The organism is Desulfarculus baarsii DSM 2075, assembly GCF_000143965.1.
In the GTDB taxonomy this organism is placed as follows: domain Bacteria; phylum Desulfobacterota; class Desulfarculia; order Desulfarculales; family Desulfarculaceae; genus Desulfarculus; species Desulfarculus baarsii.
Map to the genome: position 1 here is coordinate 3,045,090 of NC_014365.1, position 15,387 is coordinate 3,060,476.

Sequence of the window (15,387 nt, forward strand, 5' to 3'; positions counted from 1 at the left end):
TGATCGCAAGGAGAAGACAATGTTCAAGCACATGAAGTTGACAGGCAAGATGTTCAGCGGCTTTGGCCTCCTGATCGCCATCTTGTGCGTGGTGGCCGTGGTTGGTTTGACGGCCATCATCGGCGCGGGCGGCATCCTCCAAAAAACCGGCTCGATGATCTCGCTGGCCACGGGCGCGGTGGGCCTGGACTTGCATCACAAGCGCTTCATGATCTCCGGCGATGAGGCTCAGATCGAAAAGGCCGCCCGTTATTACGAAAACATCGACCGCGGCGTCAGCCAGGGCCGCGAGGCCTTCACCGACCAGGAGACCCTGGGCATGATCGAGTGGGCCAGCAAGGAGTTGGCCGCCATCAAGACCGATTTGCAGACCTACCTTGATCTGGCGCGCAAAAAGAAAGCCGCCCAGCGCTCCATGGACGACAAGGCGGCCCAGGCCGTTGATTTTTGCCAAAAGATCGTGGCCATGCAAAAGGAGCAGTTGCAAAAGGCCAACGACGCCGCCACCGCCGACATGGCCGACGCCATCCTGAGCATCGACATCGACCGCATGGAGCGCATCCAGAAGGAATCGGTGGAATTGCTGAACAAAAAATGGCAGACCGCCGGCCTAGCCAACGACATGATCCTGCTGCTGATGGATTCGCGCCAGCTCGAAAAAAGCTACATCCTCACGCCCACCGCCGCGCTCAAGGACGCCCACTACAACGACTTCCAAAAGATCAAGGCCGACATCGCCAACCTGCGCCAGGCCCTCACCGCGCCCGAGGATCTGGCGGTCATCGACCAGTTCGACAGCGCCCTGCAGGGCTACGAAGACGCCTTTGTCGAGCTGACCAAATTCACCGAACGCCAGCAAGGCATTGAGCAGCACATCAGCAAGGTGGCCGCGGAAGTAGACGCCAAAGTCTATCCCGTCCAGGCTAAGTACACTGAAGAACTATATAATTCCATGACAAGGGCCGTGGTGATGATCATCGTCACCGCCGTTGTCGGCGTGGCCGTGGGCCTGATCCTGGCCTGGCTGCTGACCCGCGGCATCGCCGGGCCCATCCGCAAGGCCATCACCGGCCTCAGCGAGGGCGCGACCCAGGTCACCGCCGCCGCCTCCGAGGTCAACAACGCCAGCCAATCCCTGGCCGAGGGCGCTTCCCATCAGGCCTCCAGCATCGAGGAAACCAGCGCGGCCATGGAGCAAATGGCCTCCATGACCGACCAGAACGCCGAGCACGCCCAAGAGACCGACACGCTCATGGCCCAGGCCGCCCAGCTCATCAGCAACGCCAATGGCTACGTGGCCCAGCTCAAGGGGGCCATCGACCAGATCAACCAGGCCTCCGACCAGACCGTCAAGATCATCAAGACCATCGACGAGATCGCCTTCCAGACCAACCTGCTGGCCTTGAACGCCGCGGTGGAGGCCGCCCGGGCCGGCGAGGCCGGCGCCGGCTTCGCCGTGGTGGCCGAGGAAGTGCGCAACCTGGCCATGCGCGCCGCCGAGGCGGCCAAAAACACCCAGACCCTCATCGAGGGCAACATCAACAACATCAAGAGGGGCGCCTCCCTCATGGTCGACACCGAGAGCGCCTTCGCCAGCGTGGAGGGCATCGCCCAGAAGGTGGCCCACCTGGTGGCCGAGGTGGCCGCCGCCTCCAAGGAACAATCCCAGGGCATCGGCCAGGTCAACTCGGCCATCAGCTCCATGGACCGCATCACCCAGCACAACGCGGCCAGCGCCGAGCAGTCGGCCGCCGCCTCCGAGCAACTCGCCGCCCAATCCAACTCCATGCTCGAACTGATCGACGGACTGGCCCGCATGGTCGGCGGCGACCAGGGCCAGCGCCCGGCCCAAGCCCAACGGCGCATCCAGGCCGCCGCGCCGTCCGCGCCGTCCGCCCCCGCCGCCCTGCCGGTCAGCGACGCGCCCCGCTTGCCCACGCCGGCCCAGCCGGCCCAGCCGGCCAAGCCGGCCAAGGACGACGAGGACGATTTCGCCGACTTCTAACCGCCCAGCGCGCCCAAAAAAATCCGGGCCCTTGGTGGGCCCGGATTTTTTTGGGCGCGCGGCCTCGTTCAAACGTTGCGTTGGCGGCCGGACTTGGCCCATTCGCGGTCGCGCAGCTCGCGGCGCAGGATCTTACCCACGGCGCTCTTGGGCAGGCTCTCGACGAACTCGTAGAGCTTGGGCGCCTTGTAGGGCGTCAGGCGCTGGCGACACCACTGGTCCAGTTCCTCGGGCGTGGCCTTCATGCCGCGGTTGAGCACCACGAAGGCCTTGACCGTTTCGCCGCGATAGTCGTCGGGCACGCCCACCGCACAGGCCTCCAGCACCGCCGGATGCTCGAAAAGCACCTCGTCGATCTCGCGGGGATAGATGTTGAAGCCCGAGGCCACGATCATGTCCTTGGTGCGATCGACGATGAAAAGGAAGCCGTCCTCGTCCATCTTGGCCACGTCGCCGGTGTGGAACCAGCCGTCGCGGATGGCGTGGGCCGTCTCGGCGGGCATGTTGTAGTAGCCGGCGCACATCTGGGGCCCCCGGAAGGCGATCTCGCCCGGTTCGCCCACGGGCACGATGGTCTTGCCGTCTTCCATGTCCACCAGTTTGACGTCGGTGTTGGGCAGCGGCACGCCCACGCTGCCGGGCTTGAGCTTGCCGCGCCAGGGCGTGGCGGTGATCAGGGCGCACGACTCGGTCATGCCGTAGACCTCCATGATGTCGCCGCCGGTGGCTGCCTTGAGGTCGTGGATGGTGTCGACGGCCAGCGGCGCGGCCCCCGAGAAAAAGCCCTTGACGAACGACAGATCGGCCTTGGCGAACTCGGGCTGGGCCATGATGCCCACGTAGAGGGTGGGCACGGCCGGCACCAGGTCCGGGCGATATTTGATGATCATTTGCAGGGCCGTGGCCGGCTCGGGCTTGGGCACCAGGATGTTGCTCCAGCCGTTGATCACGCAGGTGTTCAAGACCCCCGTGAAGCCCGAGATGTGAAAGATCGGAAAAACGCCGAGTTCGCTGCCCGGCTGGGAGGCCAGGTCGAAAAACCAGGCCCGCAGGATCTGCACGATGGACGAGGCGTTGGCGTGGGTGATCATCACGCCCTTGGAGACGCCGGTGGTGCCGCCGGTGAAGGGGATCAAGGCCAGGTCGTCCCATTTGGGCGGCGGGCCGGTGTGCGCGCCGGGCGCGTTGGCGATGACTTCCATGAAGGGCCAATAGCCGGCCTGGCGCTCGTAGCGGCGATACATCTGGCGCTTGAGCAGCGGGTAGAGCTGGCGCAGCGGAAAGGGCAGATAGTCGTTGATGTGGCAACAGACCAGCAGGCGCAGGTCGGTTTTGGCCCGCAGGGCCAGCAGGCGCGGGCATAGCAGATCCAGGGCCACCGCCGCGCCGACCCCGGCCAACTTGAACTGGTGTTCCATCTCGGCGTCGGTGTAGAGCGGGTTGCAGGCCACCGGCACCGCCCCCAAGCGCCACAGGCCGAAGTGGGCGATGACCGTCTGGGGCGTATTGGGCAGGGCGACGGCCACCCTGTCGCCCCGGCCGACGCCCAGGGCGGCCATGCCGGCGGCGAAGCGCCCGGCCAGATAATCCAATTCTTCATAAGTGATATGCTTGCCCATGTAGAGCATGGCGTCGCTTTTGGGGATCCGTTTGGCCTGCCGGGCGAGCAATTCGGGCATGGTCACCGGCTCCAGGTCGAGCTCCGCTGGCGTCTCGGGCCGATACTGTTTGTGCCAAATGCGTTGTTCCACCTAACTGTCCTCCGCTGGTGGTGAAGTCTCACTTCGCCGGAGAGGCTGCCAAGGCAAGGGTGGATGAACAGCCGGCGTTGGGCAGCGCCGATCACGATTGCACCATTGTGCCTGAACGCCACCGCGATATGCAACCAAGCTTATTAATATTTATGATTATTAGGGCAATGATGGCAAGCCAACGCGACCAGGACAAATAGCAAATGATTTCGGCATATTAACTGACAGATAGCGCGGAGAGGCGGCCCGATCAGAAGCGCGGTCCGGTCATCTGGCCCAGCTTGAGCGCCGAAAGGCCGGCGACGACGACGCCGGCCAACGCGCCAAGCAGGCACATGATCACCAGCAGCGCCGAAAAGACCTGGCGCTTGGCGATATCGTGAGCCCGGGCCAGGCCCACCAGCAAGATCACCAACGACCACGCCCCGCCAAGCAGTGGGCCGATCAGCGGCAGCAGGTAAAAGACGCCCGAGGCCTGGCTGTAGGCGCAGTAGCGGAAGGTGGCGGCCAGGCCTCGACGATCGCCGCCGACCATCCACAGGCCAAAGTGCAAAATCCACGCGCCCACGAACAAAGCGGCCAAAACCACCAGCGGCGCCAAGGCCAGCAGCCACAGCCCCGCCGTCGAGGCCCACAGGGCCTCGCCTTGCAGCCGGCCCCACAGGCCTTGCATGGCCATGCCAAAGGTGCCCAGGATCAGGCCATAGCCCAGGGGCCCGGCGTAGCCCGGCGGCGGCGGCGTGGCCAGGGTCTGGCCGGGATGAAAAAGCATCTGGCTGGTGGTGCGCGCCAAACGCCGCCACAACGGACCTTGGCCCTCCCAGGCCGGGGCCGGCCCCTGGCAAGGGCCTGGGCCGGACGGCCCGGTGGCGGGAGCGGCCAGCGGCGAAGACGGCGGCGGGGCCGTCGTGGGCCCTTGGCCCGGCGCGTCGATCTCGCGGCCGCAGACGTGGCAGACGATCGTGCCCGGCAAAGAGCCCGGCGCGGCCGTGGGGTCGACCTGGGCCCCGCAAAAGGCGCAGCACCCGGCCATCAGCCGCGCTCCCGCGTTGCGGCCTGGCTTTTCAGCCGCGACCAGCGCCGCAAAAAACCGCCCACTCCGGCTTGTTCATTGTTTTCGCTGGCTTGCCCGGCCGGCGTCAGGCGATCGGGCCGGCCCTGGTCGCGGTCGGCGGCCACGGCCAAGCGCAAGCAGTCCACGCGGCTCTGGCAATCCCAACAACCGGCCGCCACCTCGCGCAGGCCATCGGCCCCCACGGGAAAGACCACATCCAACCGGCCATGGCATTCCGGCCGGCCTTGCATGCGTTGTCCGTCGCCCAATTCGCCCGCTCCCGGCGCGCCTCCACGCCAAGCAAAATCGACTCGCTCGCCGCTTCAAGCATAAAGGCGCGGCGCGGCGCGGTCAAGGGCCGTGGGCCGGGTCGACGCTCAATCGCCCCGGCCAGCCAGCTTGTCGTTCAACTGCAAAATCTTGTTGGCCACATCGACCATGCGCTGGTTGGTGTTGCGGCTGTGCAGGCGGATCATGGCGTAGGCCTGTTCCTCGTCGACGCCGCGGGCGACCATCAGGGCGTACTTGGCCCGCTCGATGACGCGGCGGTCTTGCAACTCCTGGCGCAGGCGCTCTATCTCGGCCTCTTTTTCGCGCAGCAGCGCCAGATGGTCCAGCGACGGGCGCAGCAGGGTGGTCAAATCGGCCCAGTTTTCCGGCGCGTGGACCAGGCCGATGATCCGGGGCTCGTCCGGGGTCGGCTCGCGCAGGGTCGCCAGCAGCTCGCAGGCGGCCTGATCGACCTTGGCGCACAACAGGATCACCGGCGTTTGGGCCTGGGCCAGGGCCGGGGCCAGGTCGCGGGCGTCGTCGGGGCCATAGCCGCTGATATCCCACAGGGCCCATGATTGCTGTTCGGCCGCCTTGGGCAGCGGCGGCTGGCTGACCTGCCAGACCACCAGGCCCAGGTCGTTGTGCAGGGTTTGATCGATGGCTCGGCCCAGCGGAGAGCCGGGCTTGTTGATGAGCACCACGTGTTGCTTGGCCATGCGCCGCCTCCTTTTGGCGGCAAGGGCATGGCAAGTTGCGAGCCACGGGGGCCTTTGGCGTTTTATCCTTTGATTGCAGCGTGATAGACAATAGAACGGCCAACCGGCGGCGGCCGGTTTCGGTTAATCGGCGAAAGCTAACCGATATGCGCCCGCTTCAGAGCGCAAAGCCGGCGTCTTGGGCGGCGTCGCGGGCGTGATCGATAAAGAGCCGGGCAAAGGCGTCGACCTCGCCCAGGCCACGGCTCAGGCAACGCACCGTCAGGCCATCGGCGGCCAGGGCCCCGGCCCACGAATCCACGCCCTGGCCACAGATGTCGCGCACCGCGTGTCCGCCGGCCACCAGCAGCAGCGGGACGAGCAACACCTTGCCCGCGCCCAGCCCGGCCAGGCCACGCCGCACGTGATCCAGGCCCAGCAGGCCATCCAGCGCGCCCACCAGGCACGGCGTTTCGGGGTAGAGCCGGCCCATCAGCGCTTGCAGCTCTTGGTAGACGCCGGTGGAGAAGCGTTTGTTGCCGTGGCCGGCGTAGCACAGCGCCGCGCCCTCGGCGCGGGCCATCTCCACGTCGCCGGCCAGGGCCTGGGCCGCCCGTTCGATGTCTTCCAGGTAGGGATGACGCGGACCGGGCTGGCCCAAGGCGGGCCGGCCCACGACCAGGAGGTCAAAGGGACGATGGGCCGGGTCCAGGGTTTGCACGCCGGCCAGGCCCTGGCACAAGGCCGTCAGGTCCATGAACTCCGAGCCGGCGAAGATGTGCAGCGGCTGGACGACCACCTCGCGGAAGCCTTCCTCGCGCAGTTGGGCCAGGGCCAGCAGCGGCCCCGGCGGCGGTTCGGCGCCCGTGCTTTTGGCCAAGGCCCGTCGCACGGCCTCGGCGGTCAGGCACAGGCGCGCCTCGGCGTGGGGAAAGGCGGCGCGGGCCAGGGCCACGACGTTGTCGACGCCGGCCATGGCCTGGGGCCGGCCGGCCCCGTGGGCGGCCAACAACAAGGCTGGTCTGTCTTGGATCATGCTGATTGGCTCACTGCTCCACCTTGTAGCCGGCGGCGGCCAGGTCGCGCTTCAGGCCTTGGGCCTGCTCGGTCTTGGCCCTGATATAGACCCTGTGCCCCTGGCTGGCCCGGTGGGGCAGGCTGAAGATGGCCTCCACCGGCGCGCCGTGGCTTTCCACGATGCGCGCTATCCGGCTCATGGCCCCCAGGTCGTTTTGGATGTCGACGCCCTCCAGCACCACCACCGACTGGCCGGCCCGCGCGCCGATGACATGCATGGTGGCGTTGAAGATCTCGGTCTCGGTGGCGATGCCCACCAAACGGCCGTTGTCCACCACCGGAAAGGCCCCGATGCCCCGCTCCTGGCCCAGGCGGATGACATCCATGACGAAATCCTCGGGCGAGACGAACACCGGGTCTTTTTGCATGATGTCGCCCACGCGCAGGCGCGAGAGCAGATAGTTGCGTTCCTGGACGCTCAGCGAGGTGGCCTCGGAGGGCATGGCCTCCAGGATGCGCCGCAAGGTGACCATGCCCACCAGCCGGCCTTTTTTGTCCACCACCGGCAGGCGGCGGATGCGGTTGTCGTCCATCAGCTCCCGCGCTTCCATCAGAAGCGTTTCCGGGCCGACCGTGATCGGGTCCGGGGTCATCCAGTTTCTGACCTTCATGATTTTCCGCCTCCCAGCGTCGGCCGCCGCGCGAAAGCCCAGTTTTTGCCCCTTATTTATTAACTACCTTTTCCATGCGCCGCCTGGCAAGGGCCTTGGCGTATTGCGCGGGCGGCAATTGACTTATACGATTGCCCACGACGGCTACAATCGACGGAGACGCGCATGAAAAAAATCGGTTTGGCTCTGGGCGGCGGCGGGGCCAAGGGCCTGGCCCACCTGCTGATGCTGGAAGCCCTGGATGAAATGGGCCTCAAGCCGGCCTGCATTGCCGGGGCCAGCATCGGCGCGGTCTTCGGCGCGGCCTACGCCTCGGGCGTGGGCGTGGGCCGCATCCGCGAGGCGGTCGACGAACTGCTCTCCAAGGACGGCGTGCGCCTGCGCGAGCTGATCTTCACCCGCGACGGCCGCCGGTTGCTGGAGTTTTTCGAGCCGGCCCTCAAGGGCGGCGGCGTGTTGCGCGGCGAAAATTTCATGGCCTATCTCATGGAAAACATCCCCGCCGATTATTTCGAGGACCTGGAACTGCCGCTGAAGGTCGTCGCCGCCGATTTCTGGAGCCGCGAGGAGGTCGTCTTCGGGTCCGGCCCGCTGGGCCCGGCCATCAGGGCCAGCATGGCCATACCCTGGCTGTTCCAGCCGGTGCGCATGGGCGAGTTGCTGCTCATCGACGGCGGAGCGGTCAACCCCCTGCCCTACGACCTGTTGCAGGGCGAGTGCGACATCACCATCGCCATCGACGTCATGGGCAGCCGGCCCCACCCCGGCAAGGAAAAGCCGGGCATGCTCGACTATCTGTTCAACACCTACCAGATCATGCAAAAGAGCATCGTGCGCCAGAAAATGCGCGTGCGCCGGCCCGACGTCTACATCGACGTGGACGTGGCCGGCGTGCGGGTGATGGAATTTTTCAAGGCCGGCGAGATCTACCGCCAGGCCATGCCGGCCAAGGAGCGCCTCAAACGCCAACTCGGCCGCCTGCTGGACACCGACCGCTAAAGCGCGCAGGCCGAATGGCCGGACACGCCATGGACCTTCAGCCAGCGCAGCCGCCAAAAGCCGCCCAACGAAACGCGCGCCGCCGGCCCCACTTGCAGCAGGCCCATGTGGGCGTAGATCTCCAACCCGTCCTCAACGGATTTCAAATAACGGCTTTTCCAGTCGGCCGGCGGCGGTCCGGGCGCAGCCTGCGCCCCGGGATTGCGGCCTCAGCCGCCGCCCCGCGTGGGGTCGACGATCAGGCTGCCGCCACGCTCGATGATCCATTGCCGGGCCTCGGGGTCGATCTGAAAGTTCATGCTCCGCTCCGCGAAGGTGTATCTTTAAACAGAGTATAACCCCGGATTATCGGCCGCGCCCATGCCGGCGCGCCAAAAGGCGGCAAAATGACGATGGATCGACAAACGCTGCTGGCCCGGCGCGAACAATGCGCCCAGGAGCTGGCCGAGGCCCGGGCGGCCATGCCCTTTCATTCGGCCCGGCCCTGGCAGCTCGAACGCCTGGAGCGGGCCGAGGAAGAGCTGGCCGAGGCCGAGCGCCTCCTGGCCCAGTGCGCGCAAGAGGCCTCGGACGCCAAATGAAACGCCCGGCGGAAGGCGCGCTCCCGCCGGGCGTGAACGTCGAGCCTGGCCGGCCTAGTTCCGGCCGGCCTTGACGATCAGGGCGTCGACGATCCTGGGCTGGCCGTCAACGAACAAGATCGGGTTCAAGTCCATCTCGGCGATCTCGGGGTGGTTGAGGGCCACCTGGCCCAGCCGGACCAGCAGATCGGCCACCGCCGCCAGGTCCACCGCGCCCATGCCCCGGAAATCACCCAAAATGGCCCGGCCACGCAGGCTCTCCAGCATGGCCAGGCCGTCAACGGCCGCCAGGGGGGCCAGGCGCAGGGCCGTGTCGCGCAGGGCCTCGGCCAAGACGCCGCCCAGGCCGCAGAGCACCAGCGGCGGGAAACTGGGGAAGCGCGTCACGCCGGCGATCAGCTCGCGGCCGGTCGGCAGCATCTCGGCCACCAGCAAGCCGGCGGCGGGCGCGGCCTGGCGAATTTTCCGGCAGGCCTGGGCCACGGCGTCGGCGTCGGCCAGATTCAGATGCACCAGGCCCAGCTCGGTCTTGTGCTGGACGCTGGCCAGGCAGCCCTTGACCGCCACCGGCCAGCCCAGCCGCCGGGCCGCCGCCACGGCCTGGTCCACGTCGGCGCAGAACTCCTCGCGGCAGACCGGCAGGCCATAGGCCGCCAGCACCTGTTTAGCCTGGTGTTCGTCGAGGGTCGGCGCGGCCAGCAATTCGCTGGCCCGGGCGGCCACCGGCGGCGTGGGCGGCGCTTCGGCGGCGGGCCGCGTGGCGATCTGGTGGGCGCGGTGCATCAGGGCCATGGTCCGCGCCGCCCGTTCGGGCGAATCGAACACCGGGATCTGGGCCGCCAGCAGGCTGTCCACGGCGTGGTCGGCGCGATCGAAAAACGACGAGGTCAACAGCGGCTTGCCGTGGGCCCAGGGCATGGGCGTCAGCTCGCTCAGGTCGGCCAGCATCATCTGGTCCAGTTCCTGGCGCGAGATGTCGATGAACTTGCTGAACACCTGGTGGGCCATGGCCGCCCAGCCGGTGTCCATGATGCCGTGCAGCAAGACGCCGTCGATCTGCGGGTCTTCGAACAAAATGCGCGGCAAGGTCTTGGTCATCGTGCTCATGTCCACGTGGAAGGTCAGGTCCACGGGGTTGCCCACCGGCGCGTGGGGCGGCATGTGCTGACGCAGCTTGGCCTGGGTCTCGGGCGAAAGCGACGGCATTTCCATGCCTTCGGCTTGCAGGGTGGTGGCCATGCCCGAGCCCGGCCCGCCGCTGTTGGTCAGCACCGCCACGCGGCGGCCCTTCATGGCCGGCTGATGGGCCAGGGCGTCGCCCAGGCGATAGACATCCTCGATGGTCGGCACGCGGATGACGCCGGCCTGGGCGAACAGGCCGTCGTAGATGAAGTCCGGCCCGGCCAGGGCCCCGGTGTGGCTGGAGCCGCTGCGCGCGCCAAACTCGTTGCCGCCCACGTATTGGGCCACGATGGGCTTATCGCGGCTGATCCGGCTGGCCACGGCCAGAAACTCCTTGGGCCGGCGGATGCACTCGATGTAGAGCCCGATGGCCGTGGTCTGGGGGTCGTCGCCCAGATATTCCAGGCAATCGACCAAATCGATGCTGGCCTCGTTGCCCACGCTGACGCCTTTGCTGATGCGCACGCCGCGCTGGCCCAGATAATAGTTGGTCTGGGTGACGTATGTCCCGCTCTGGCTGACCAGCGACAGCCCGCCCGGCGGGGCGCACAGCGGCGAAACGGCGGTGTTGAGCGGCAGGTGGGCGTTGACCACGCCCATGCAGTTGGGCCCCACGAAGCGCAGGCCGTGTTTGTTGGCTATATCAACAACCTGCCACTCCAGATCCTGGCCGTCGGGGCCGGTCTCCTTGAAGCCGGCGGTGACGACCACCGCGTGGCGCGTGCCCAGCTTGCCCAGATCGTCGATCATTTGCGGCACCAGCTTGGTGGGCACCACCAGCAGGGCCAGGTCCGGGGCAAAGGGCAGATCGGCAATGGTCGGGTAGACCTTGTGGCCGAAGATTTCCTTCTCGGTGGGGTGGACGGGCAGCACCTGGCCGGGAAAGCCGCTGGCCACGATATTGAGCATCTGCATGGTGCCCATCTTGGTGGGATGGCTGCTGGCGCCCAAGACGGCGATGGACTTGGGGGCCAGGATGGTTTCCAAGGGATTGGCTGGCATGTGGTCGTCACCTTTCGGAAGGCGCGCGGCCGGGGTGGCGGCGCGGTTGGCTGCGGGTGGTTGACGCCGTGGTCGAGGCCTGGCCAGGCATGGCTCGACCCGATCCTTTCCGAATGATACTCAATGTAAACGTTGTTTTTCAATCGATAAGCGTGTAATGCGGCGCGTTTTGATTATCTTGGTAAGTTTTTGCGACGGAATTTGTCGTGGATATAAACTTCGGCGCGCGAGCGCTGGTGGCGCGCGCTGGCCACGAAAATCAAAAGCACGCCCAACCGCCTAGGCGGCGGCGCGTGCTCGCGGAGCATGAAAATCCATAACCAGCCGGGCGCGGGGCCGGCCGGCGCTTTTTTGCGGCCTTGGCCGGCCTAGCCGGCGGCGGCCATCTGCATCATGGCCTCTTGGCAGTCGTCGCGGAAAAGGCAGTCGCCTTGGCCGCAATCGCCGATGGTGGCGAAACAGGGCGCGTTGCCTTCGGCCACCTGGATGGCCCGGATCAGCTCTGTTTTGCGCAGCTTGGCAAAGTTTTCCATACCCAGGGTCTTGGCCATCAGGCGCAGGCTCTTAACCGTTGGCATTTTGGTCTCCGTTCAAGTGTCGCCGGCCATCAGTCGCAGCAACCGCCGCCGCAGGCGCGGCTGGCCGGGCTGAAGCCGCATGACGGCGGCGTTTCGCAACCCCCACTTGCTTCCACTCTAGCGCCCTCGGCCGCCGGGCTCAACCGCAAAACCTGCTCCATTCGGCAGCCGTGGCGAAAAACCGTCACGCCCTTGAGGTTCAGCGCGTGGGCTTGCAGAAATATCTCGCGCACCTGCCCGACCGTGGCCGCGCTCGGCAGGTTAATCGTCTTGCTGACGCCGTTGTCCACGTGTCGCTGGCAGGCCGCCTGCATGGCCAGATGATCATGGGGGGCGATCTGGTGGGCGGTGGCGAACAAGCGTGCTTCGGCGGCGGGCAGGCCCTGCACGGCGCTGGCCCGGCCCTGGGCGCGCAGGGCGGCCAGGTTGGCCGGACTGTCCAGGCCAAGGGCGCGCAGCCGCTGCAAGAACGGCCGGCAGGTCAGCTCCAGCACCTGGCCGTCTTGCATATGGCGGTGATAATGCAGGGCAAACAGTGGCTCGATGCCCGATGACCAGCCCAGCAGCAACGAGAGCGCGCCGGTGGGGGCGATGGTGCTGACGGTGGCGTTGCGCATGTTTTTGGCGCCGGCGGCGCGCGGGGCGCTATTGGCAAAGGCTGGAAAATCGCCGCGTCGCCGGGCCAGGGCGGCGCTCTGCTCCCTGGCGGCGGCCGTGACGCGGGCCATGACTCGGCCGGCCAGATCGCGGGCGGGCTGGCTGTCGTAGGCCAGGCCCAGCATGATCAGGGCGTCGGCCAGGCCCAGCAGACCCAGGCCGATCTTGCGCGTGCGCAGGCTGGCCTCCGCCACCTGGGGCAGGGGCTGGCGGTTTATCTCCAAAACGTCATCGAGAAAGCGCGTGGCCAGGGCGGCGGCCTCTTCCAGGGCCGGCCAGTCCATATCGCCGCCGCGCACGAAGCGCGGCAGGGCCAAAGAGCCCAGCACGCACGATTCATAAGGCAGAAGGGGTTGTTCGCCGCAGGGGTTGACCGCCTCGATGGCCCCCAGGGCCGGCGTGGGGTTGGCCCGGTTGATGGCCCCGCCAAAGAGCATCCCCGGCTCACCCGAGGCGTGGGCGGCTCGGGCCACGACCTCCAGCAGCTCGGCCGCCTCCAAGGTGGCCACGGTCCGACCGTGGCGGGGGTTGCGCAGCGCCCAACCCCGGCCCTGGGCCGCCGCGTCCATGAAGGCGTCGTCGGCCCACAGCGAAAGGTTGAAGTTCTCCAGCCTGCCCGGCGTCTGTTTGGCCGTCACGAACTCCAGGATATCGGGGTGCCAGGCCGCCAGCGAGGCCATGTTGGCCCCCCGCCGCACCCCGCCCTGGCGCACGGCCTCGGTGGCCACGTCAAATACGTGCATGAAGCTCAGCGGCCCGGAGCTGACGCCCCTGGTCGAGGCCACGTCATCGCCCCTGGGCCGCAGTCGCGAAAAGTCAAAGCCCGTGCCACCGCCGGATTTGTGGATCAACGCCGCCTGCTTGAGCGCCTCGAAGATCGACTCCAGCGAGTCTTCCACCGGCAGCACGAAGCAGGCCGACAACTGGCCCAGCCGCCGGCCGGCGTTGATCAGCGTGGGCGAGTTGGGCAAAAACAGCCCCCCCGCCATCAGCTCGAAAAAACGCCCGGCCATGGCCGCGGCCGAGGCCGCGCCGTCCCAACGCTCCTCGGCCGCGGCCACGGCCCGGGCCACCCGCCAGAGCATCCGTTCGGGGCTCTCGTGGCGTCCGTCGGGCCCCACGGCCAGATAGCGCCGCCGCAGCAGTTCGGCCGCCTCGGGCGCGAATGGCGAAACTTCACCGTTCATGCCTGAATTATAGCGCCGTGGCGGCGCGGGTGGTCAGTTTTTGCCGACGCGGGGCCGCCCGTCAAACAGGCCGGCCGTGGCCGCGCACTGCCGGGCGATCTTGCCGCGCCAATGGTCCAGGCTGTGGTAGGTGAACTCGAAGACGACCCAATCGGGCTCGATCAGCTCAAAAAGGCGGCCGATCTCGGCGGTCTCGAAGGCCTCGTGCTGATCGATGCGGCCCACGTGGATCTGGGCGGCGGCCATGCGGTCCCAGAAATCGCCCTCGGCCGGCGGCGGGGCGACCTGGCCGCTCTGGCACTGGCGCACGTAGTGGCCCGAGAGGCTGCGCGTCAGGTGCACCGCCCGGATGCGCCGAGCCAGGGGGCCCAGATCGCGCACCACCTTGACGATGTAGTCCACGCCCTGGGCCTCGTCGGCCAAGTCCGGATTGGTGTTTAGCAGGTGGCCGGTGTCCAGCGCCAGGCCCCAGTCGTCGATGGTCAGCCGCTCGGCCAGGCGCTCGACCTCGGCCCGCTCCAACAGACGCAGGCCGCCCGGCCACCAGAGGTTCTCGAACAGAATCGGCATGCCCGGCGCGCGCCCGGCGCAAGCTTGATTGACGATCTCGGCCGACATATCGATGGTCTCTTGCCACGTCCAGGGAAAGCGCCAGTCCATCAGGCCCCGCAAGTCAGCCTGGGCGGCGTGGAACACGGCGTACTCGGCCCCGACCTGGCGGCCCCAGGCCAATTGGCCGGCGTAGCAGTCCACCACCGCCTGGCGCTCCAGCCCGCCGTAAAACAGCCGCGCCGTCTCCAGGTCGCCGAAAGTGGCCCGTAGGCCCTCCAGGTCGCCGCGCCACAAGTCCCACAGCATCACGAAAAAGCGCAAGTGCAGGCCCCGCGCCAGGTCGGGCGGGATCGTCTCCAGCGGGTAGCCCGGCGTGGGGTAGATCTCGAAGCCGTCAAAGCCGAACTGGTCCATCAGCCGGCGGCCGACGGACCAGTCCTGGCCCACGATATCCATGTCGCTGCGCCACGTGGTGGCGTTAAGCAGCAGTTTCAAATGATTGTCCCCCCAATCGCGGCGTTCAGTCACCCTCGTTGAAGCGGCGTTGCCAGTCGTATTCGCGGGCGGTGACGCTGTCTTCCAGACGGCGCAAACGGCGCTCCAGGCCATCGAAGGTGCGCTTGAGCCGGCCCACGGCCGCCGTGCGGCCGGCCGAATAGGAATTGTAGAACTCTTGTTCGGCGTCGTTTTCCAGGGGGATCACCGGCGCGGGCTTCATCAGCAGGGCCGCGGCCACGTAGAGCAGGGCCACCGGCCAGACGCCGGTGAACAGCGCGACCAGCACCGTCAGGAAGCGCACCCAGAAAAGCGAAAAATCGTAGTGCCTGGCCAGGCCCTTGCACACGCCGAAGATCAAGCCCTGACGCGAACGATACAACCCGGAAAATCGCATGTTTTCAAAGGCGCGCATCAGCTTTTTCCTTTGCTCTCCTGATCGAAAACCAAAGTCTCCAAAGCCTCGATGCGTTTTTCCATGCGCTCCAAACCCTGATAGATCTCCTGGATCAGGGCCGTCTCCTCGGAATCGCGCCGCTCGTGCTCGGCGCCGGCCTGCCCGGCGCGAATCTTCAGGGCCCAGATCACGAAAAACCCGATCACCGCCATCAGCGGAATGGCCAAGGCCAGAGTCACGGCCGTGAACATCATATGCATGCTTCCCCCAGCACCTGCTCCGGCGCATGAT

Annotated in this window: 16 protein-coding genes; 3 read left to right on the forward strand and 13 right to left on the reverse strand. The window is 67.0% G+C overall.

All coding sequences use genetic code 11. From position 1 onward, the window contains the following. Positions 1-19: 19 nt before the first annotated feature. Positions 20-2,005 (forward strand): methyl-accepting chemotaxis protein, encoded by a 1,986-nt coding sequence (locus DEBA_RS17305; protein WP_013259540.1) that lies wholly within the window; start codon positions 20-22, stop codon positions 2,003-2,005. A gap of 68 nt (positions 2,006-2,073) precedes the next feature. Here DEBA_RS17305 and DEBA_RS13685 read toward each other — a convergent pair whose 3' ends face one another. The 6 genes from DEBA_RS13685 to DEBA_RS13710 form a co-directional block, all read right to left on the reverse strand. Continuing rightward, entirely contained in the window at positions 2,074-3,756 is a 1,683-nt protein-coding gene (locus DEBA_RS13685) for a long-chain-fatty-acid--CoA ligase (protein WP_013259541.1), read from the reverse strand. Between the two features lie 250 nt (positions 3,757-4,006). Next, complete coding sequence (locus DEBA_RS13690; RefSeq protein WP_013259542.1) at positions 4,007-4,789, reverse strand: Yip1 family protein; 783 nt, start codon at positions 4,787-4,789, stop codon at positions 4,007-4,009. Then, entirely contained in the window at positions 4,789-5,079 is a 291-nt protein-coding gene (locus tag DEBA_RS13695; protein ID WP_013259543.1) for a hypothetical protein, read from the reverse strand. The genes DEBA_RS13690 and DEBA_RS13695 overlap by 1 nt, the downstream gene beginning before the upstream one ends. Positions 5,080-5,187: 108 nt before the next feature. Further along, on the reverse strand, positions 5,188-5,799 hold the full coding sequence (locus DEBA_RS17310; protein WP_013259544.1) for an ANTAR domain-containing response regulator: 612 nt from the start codon (positions 5,797-5,799) through the stop codon (positions 5,188-5,190). A 157-nt stretch (positions 5,800-5,956) separates the two neighbouring features. Next, complete coding sequence (locus DEBA_RS13705) at positions 5,957-6,814, reverse strand: sirohydrochlorin cobaltochelatase (protein ID WP_013259545.1); 858 nt, start codon at positions 6,812-6,814, stop codon at positions 5,957-5,959. 10 nt (positions 6,815-6,824) lie between these two features. Beyond that, on the reverse strand, positions 6,825-7,466 hold the full coding sequence (locus tag DEBA_RS13710) for a CBS domain-containing protein (protein ID WP_013259546.1): 642 nt from the start codon (positions 7,464-7,466) through the stop codon (positions 6,825-6,827). Between the two features lie 165 nt (positions 7,467-7,631). On the opposite strand from DEBA_RS13710, the gene DEBA_RS13715 reads away from it, so the two are divergent. Beyond that, complete coding sequence (locus DEBA_RS13715; RefSeq protein ID WP_013259547.1) at positions 7,632-8,465, forward strand: patatin-like phospholipase family protein; 834 nt, start codon at positions 7,632-7,634, stop codon at positions 8,463-8,465. Here DEBA_RS13715 and DEBA_RS18475 read toward each other — a convergent pair. After that, the gene (locus DEBA_RS18475; protein ID WP_187288566.1) at positions 8,462-8,611 is read right to left on the reverse strand and encodes a hypothetical protein; all 150 of its coding nucleotides are present in this window, start codon (positions 8,609-8,611) and stop codon (positions 8,462-8,464) included. The genes DEBA_RS13715 and DEBA_RS18475 overlap by 4 nt on opposite strands. Positions 8,612-8,857: 246 nt before the next feature. On the opposite strand from DEBA_RS18475, the gene DEBA_RS13720 reads away from it, so the two are divergent. Next, a complete protein-coding gene (locus DEBA_RS13720) occupies positions 8,858-9,046 on the forward strand; it encodes a hypothetical protein (protein WP_043814573.1) in 189 nt (62 codons plus the stop codon). 54 nt (positions 9,047-9,100) lie between these two features. Here DEBA_RS13720 and DEBA_RS13725 read toward each other — a convergent pair whose 3' ends face one another. The 6 genes from DEBA_RS13725 to DEBA_RS13750 form a co-directional block, all read right to left on the reverse strand. Then, positions 9,101-11,230 (reverse strand): acetate--CoA ligase family protein, encoded by a 2,130-nt coding sequence (locus DEBA_RS13725; RefSeq protein ID WP_013259549.1) that lies wholly within the window; start codon positions 11,228-11,230, stop codon positions 9,101-9,103. A 368-nt stretch (positions 11,231-11,598) separates the two neighbouring features. Further along, complete coding sequence (locus DEBA_RS13730; protein WP_013259551.1) at positions 11,599-11,808, reverse strand: Rho termination factor N-terminal domain-containing protein; 210 nt, start codon at positions 11,806-11,808, stop codon at positions 11,599-11,601. A gap of 29 nt (positions 11,809-11,837) precedes the next feature. Beyond that, positions 11,838-13,652, reverse strand: a complete 1,815-nt coding sequence (locus DEBA_RS13735) for an adenosylcobalamin-dependent ribonucleoside-diphosphate reductase (RefSeq protein ID WP_013259552.1) — start codon at positions 13,650-13,652, stop codon at positions 11,838-11,840. Between the two features lie 33 nt (positions 13,653-13,685). After that, positions 13,686-14,699 (reverse strand): apurinic/apyrimidinic endonuclease family protein, encoded by a 1,014-nt coding sequence (locus DEBA_RS13740; RefSeq protein ID WP_013259553.1) that lies wholly within the window; start codon positions 14,697-14,699, stop codon positions 13,686-13,688. Between the two features lie 25 nt (positions 14,700-14,724). Further along, positions 14,725-15,114 carry an envelope stress response membrane protein PspC gene (gene pspC, locus DEBA_RS13745; RefSeq protein ID WP_013259554.1) on the reverse strand — a complete coding sequence of 130 codons (390 nt, stop codon included), beginning with the start codon at positions 15,112-15,114 and terminating at the stop codon, positions 14,725-14,727. Beyond that, positions 15,114-15,356 carry a hypothetical protein gene (locus tag DEBA_RS13750; RefSeq protein ID WP_148227873.1) on the reverse strand — a complete coding sequence of 81 codons (243 nt, stop codon included), beginning with the start codon at positions 15,354-15,356 and terminating at the stop codon, positions 15,114-15,116. Before DEBA_RS13750 ends, pspC begins: the two co-directional genes overlap by 1 nt. Positions 15,357-15,387: the final 31 nt, after the last annotated feature.

What these genes read in the sequence shown, in the direction of transcription:
- DEBA_RS13690 (WP_013259542.1), bottom strand. Translation starts at nt 4,789, where the DNA reads ATGGCCGGGTGCTGCGCCTTTTGCGGGGCCCAGGTCGACCCCACGGCC.
- DEBA_RS13735 (WP_013259552.1), bottom strand. Translation starts at nt 13,652, where the DNA reads ATGAACGGTGAAGTTTCGCCATTCGCGCCCGAGGCGGCCGAACTGCTG.
- DEBA_RS13725 (WP_013259549.1), bottom strand. Translation starts at nt 11,230, where the DNA reads ATGCCAGCCAATCCCTTGGAAACCATCCTGGCCCCCAAGTCCATCGCC.
- DEBA_RS13710 (WP_013259546.1), bottom strand. Translation starts at nt 7,466, where the DNA reads ATGAAGGTCAGAAACTGGATGACCCCGGACCCGATCACGGTCGGCCCG.
- DEBA_RS17305 (WP_013259540.1), top strand. Translation starts at nt 20, where the DNA reads ATGTTCAAGCACATGAAGTTGACAGGCAAGATGTTCAGCGGCTTTGGC.
- DEBA_RS13715 (WP_013259547.1), top strand. Translation starts at nt 7,632, where the DNA reads ATGAAAAAAATCGGTTTGGCTCTGGGCGGCGGCGGGGCCAAGGGCCTG.
- DEBA_RS13750 (WP_148227873.1), bottom strand. Translation starts at nt 15,356, where the DNA reads ATGCATATGATGTTCACGGCCGTGACTCTGGCCTTGGCCATTCCGCTG.
- DEBA_RS13730 (WP_013259551.1), bottom strand. Translation starts at nt 11,808, where the DNA reads ATGCCAACGGTTAAGAGCCTGCGCCTGATGGCCAAGACCCTGGGTATG.
- pspC (WP_013259554.1), bottom strand. Translation starts at nt 15,114, where the DNA reads ATGCGCGCCTTTGAAAACATGCGATTTTCCGGGTTGTATCGTTCGCGT.
- DEBA_RS13705 (WP_013259545.1), bottom strand. Translation starts at nt 6,814, where the DNA reads ATGATCCAAGACAGACCAGCCTTGTTGTTGGCCGCCCACGGGGCCGGC.
- DEBA_RS13720 (WP_043814573.1), top strand. Translation starts at nt 8,858, where the DNA reads ATGGATCGACAAACGCTGCTGGCCCGGCGCGAACAATGCGCCCAGGAG.
- DEBA_RS17310 (WP_013259544.1), bottom strand. Translation starts at nt 5,799, where the DNA reads ATGGCCAAGCAACACGTGGTGCTCATCAACAAGCCCGGCTCTCCGCTG.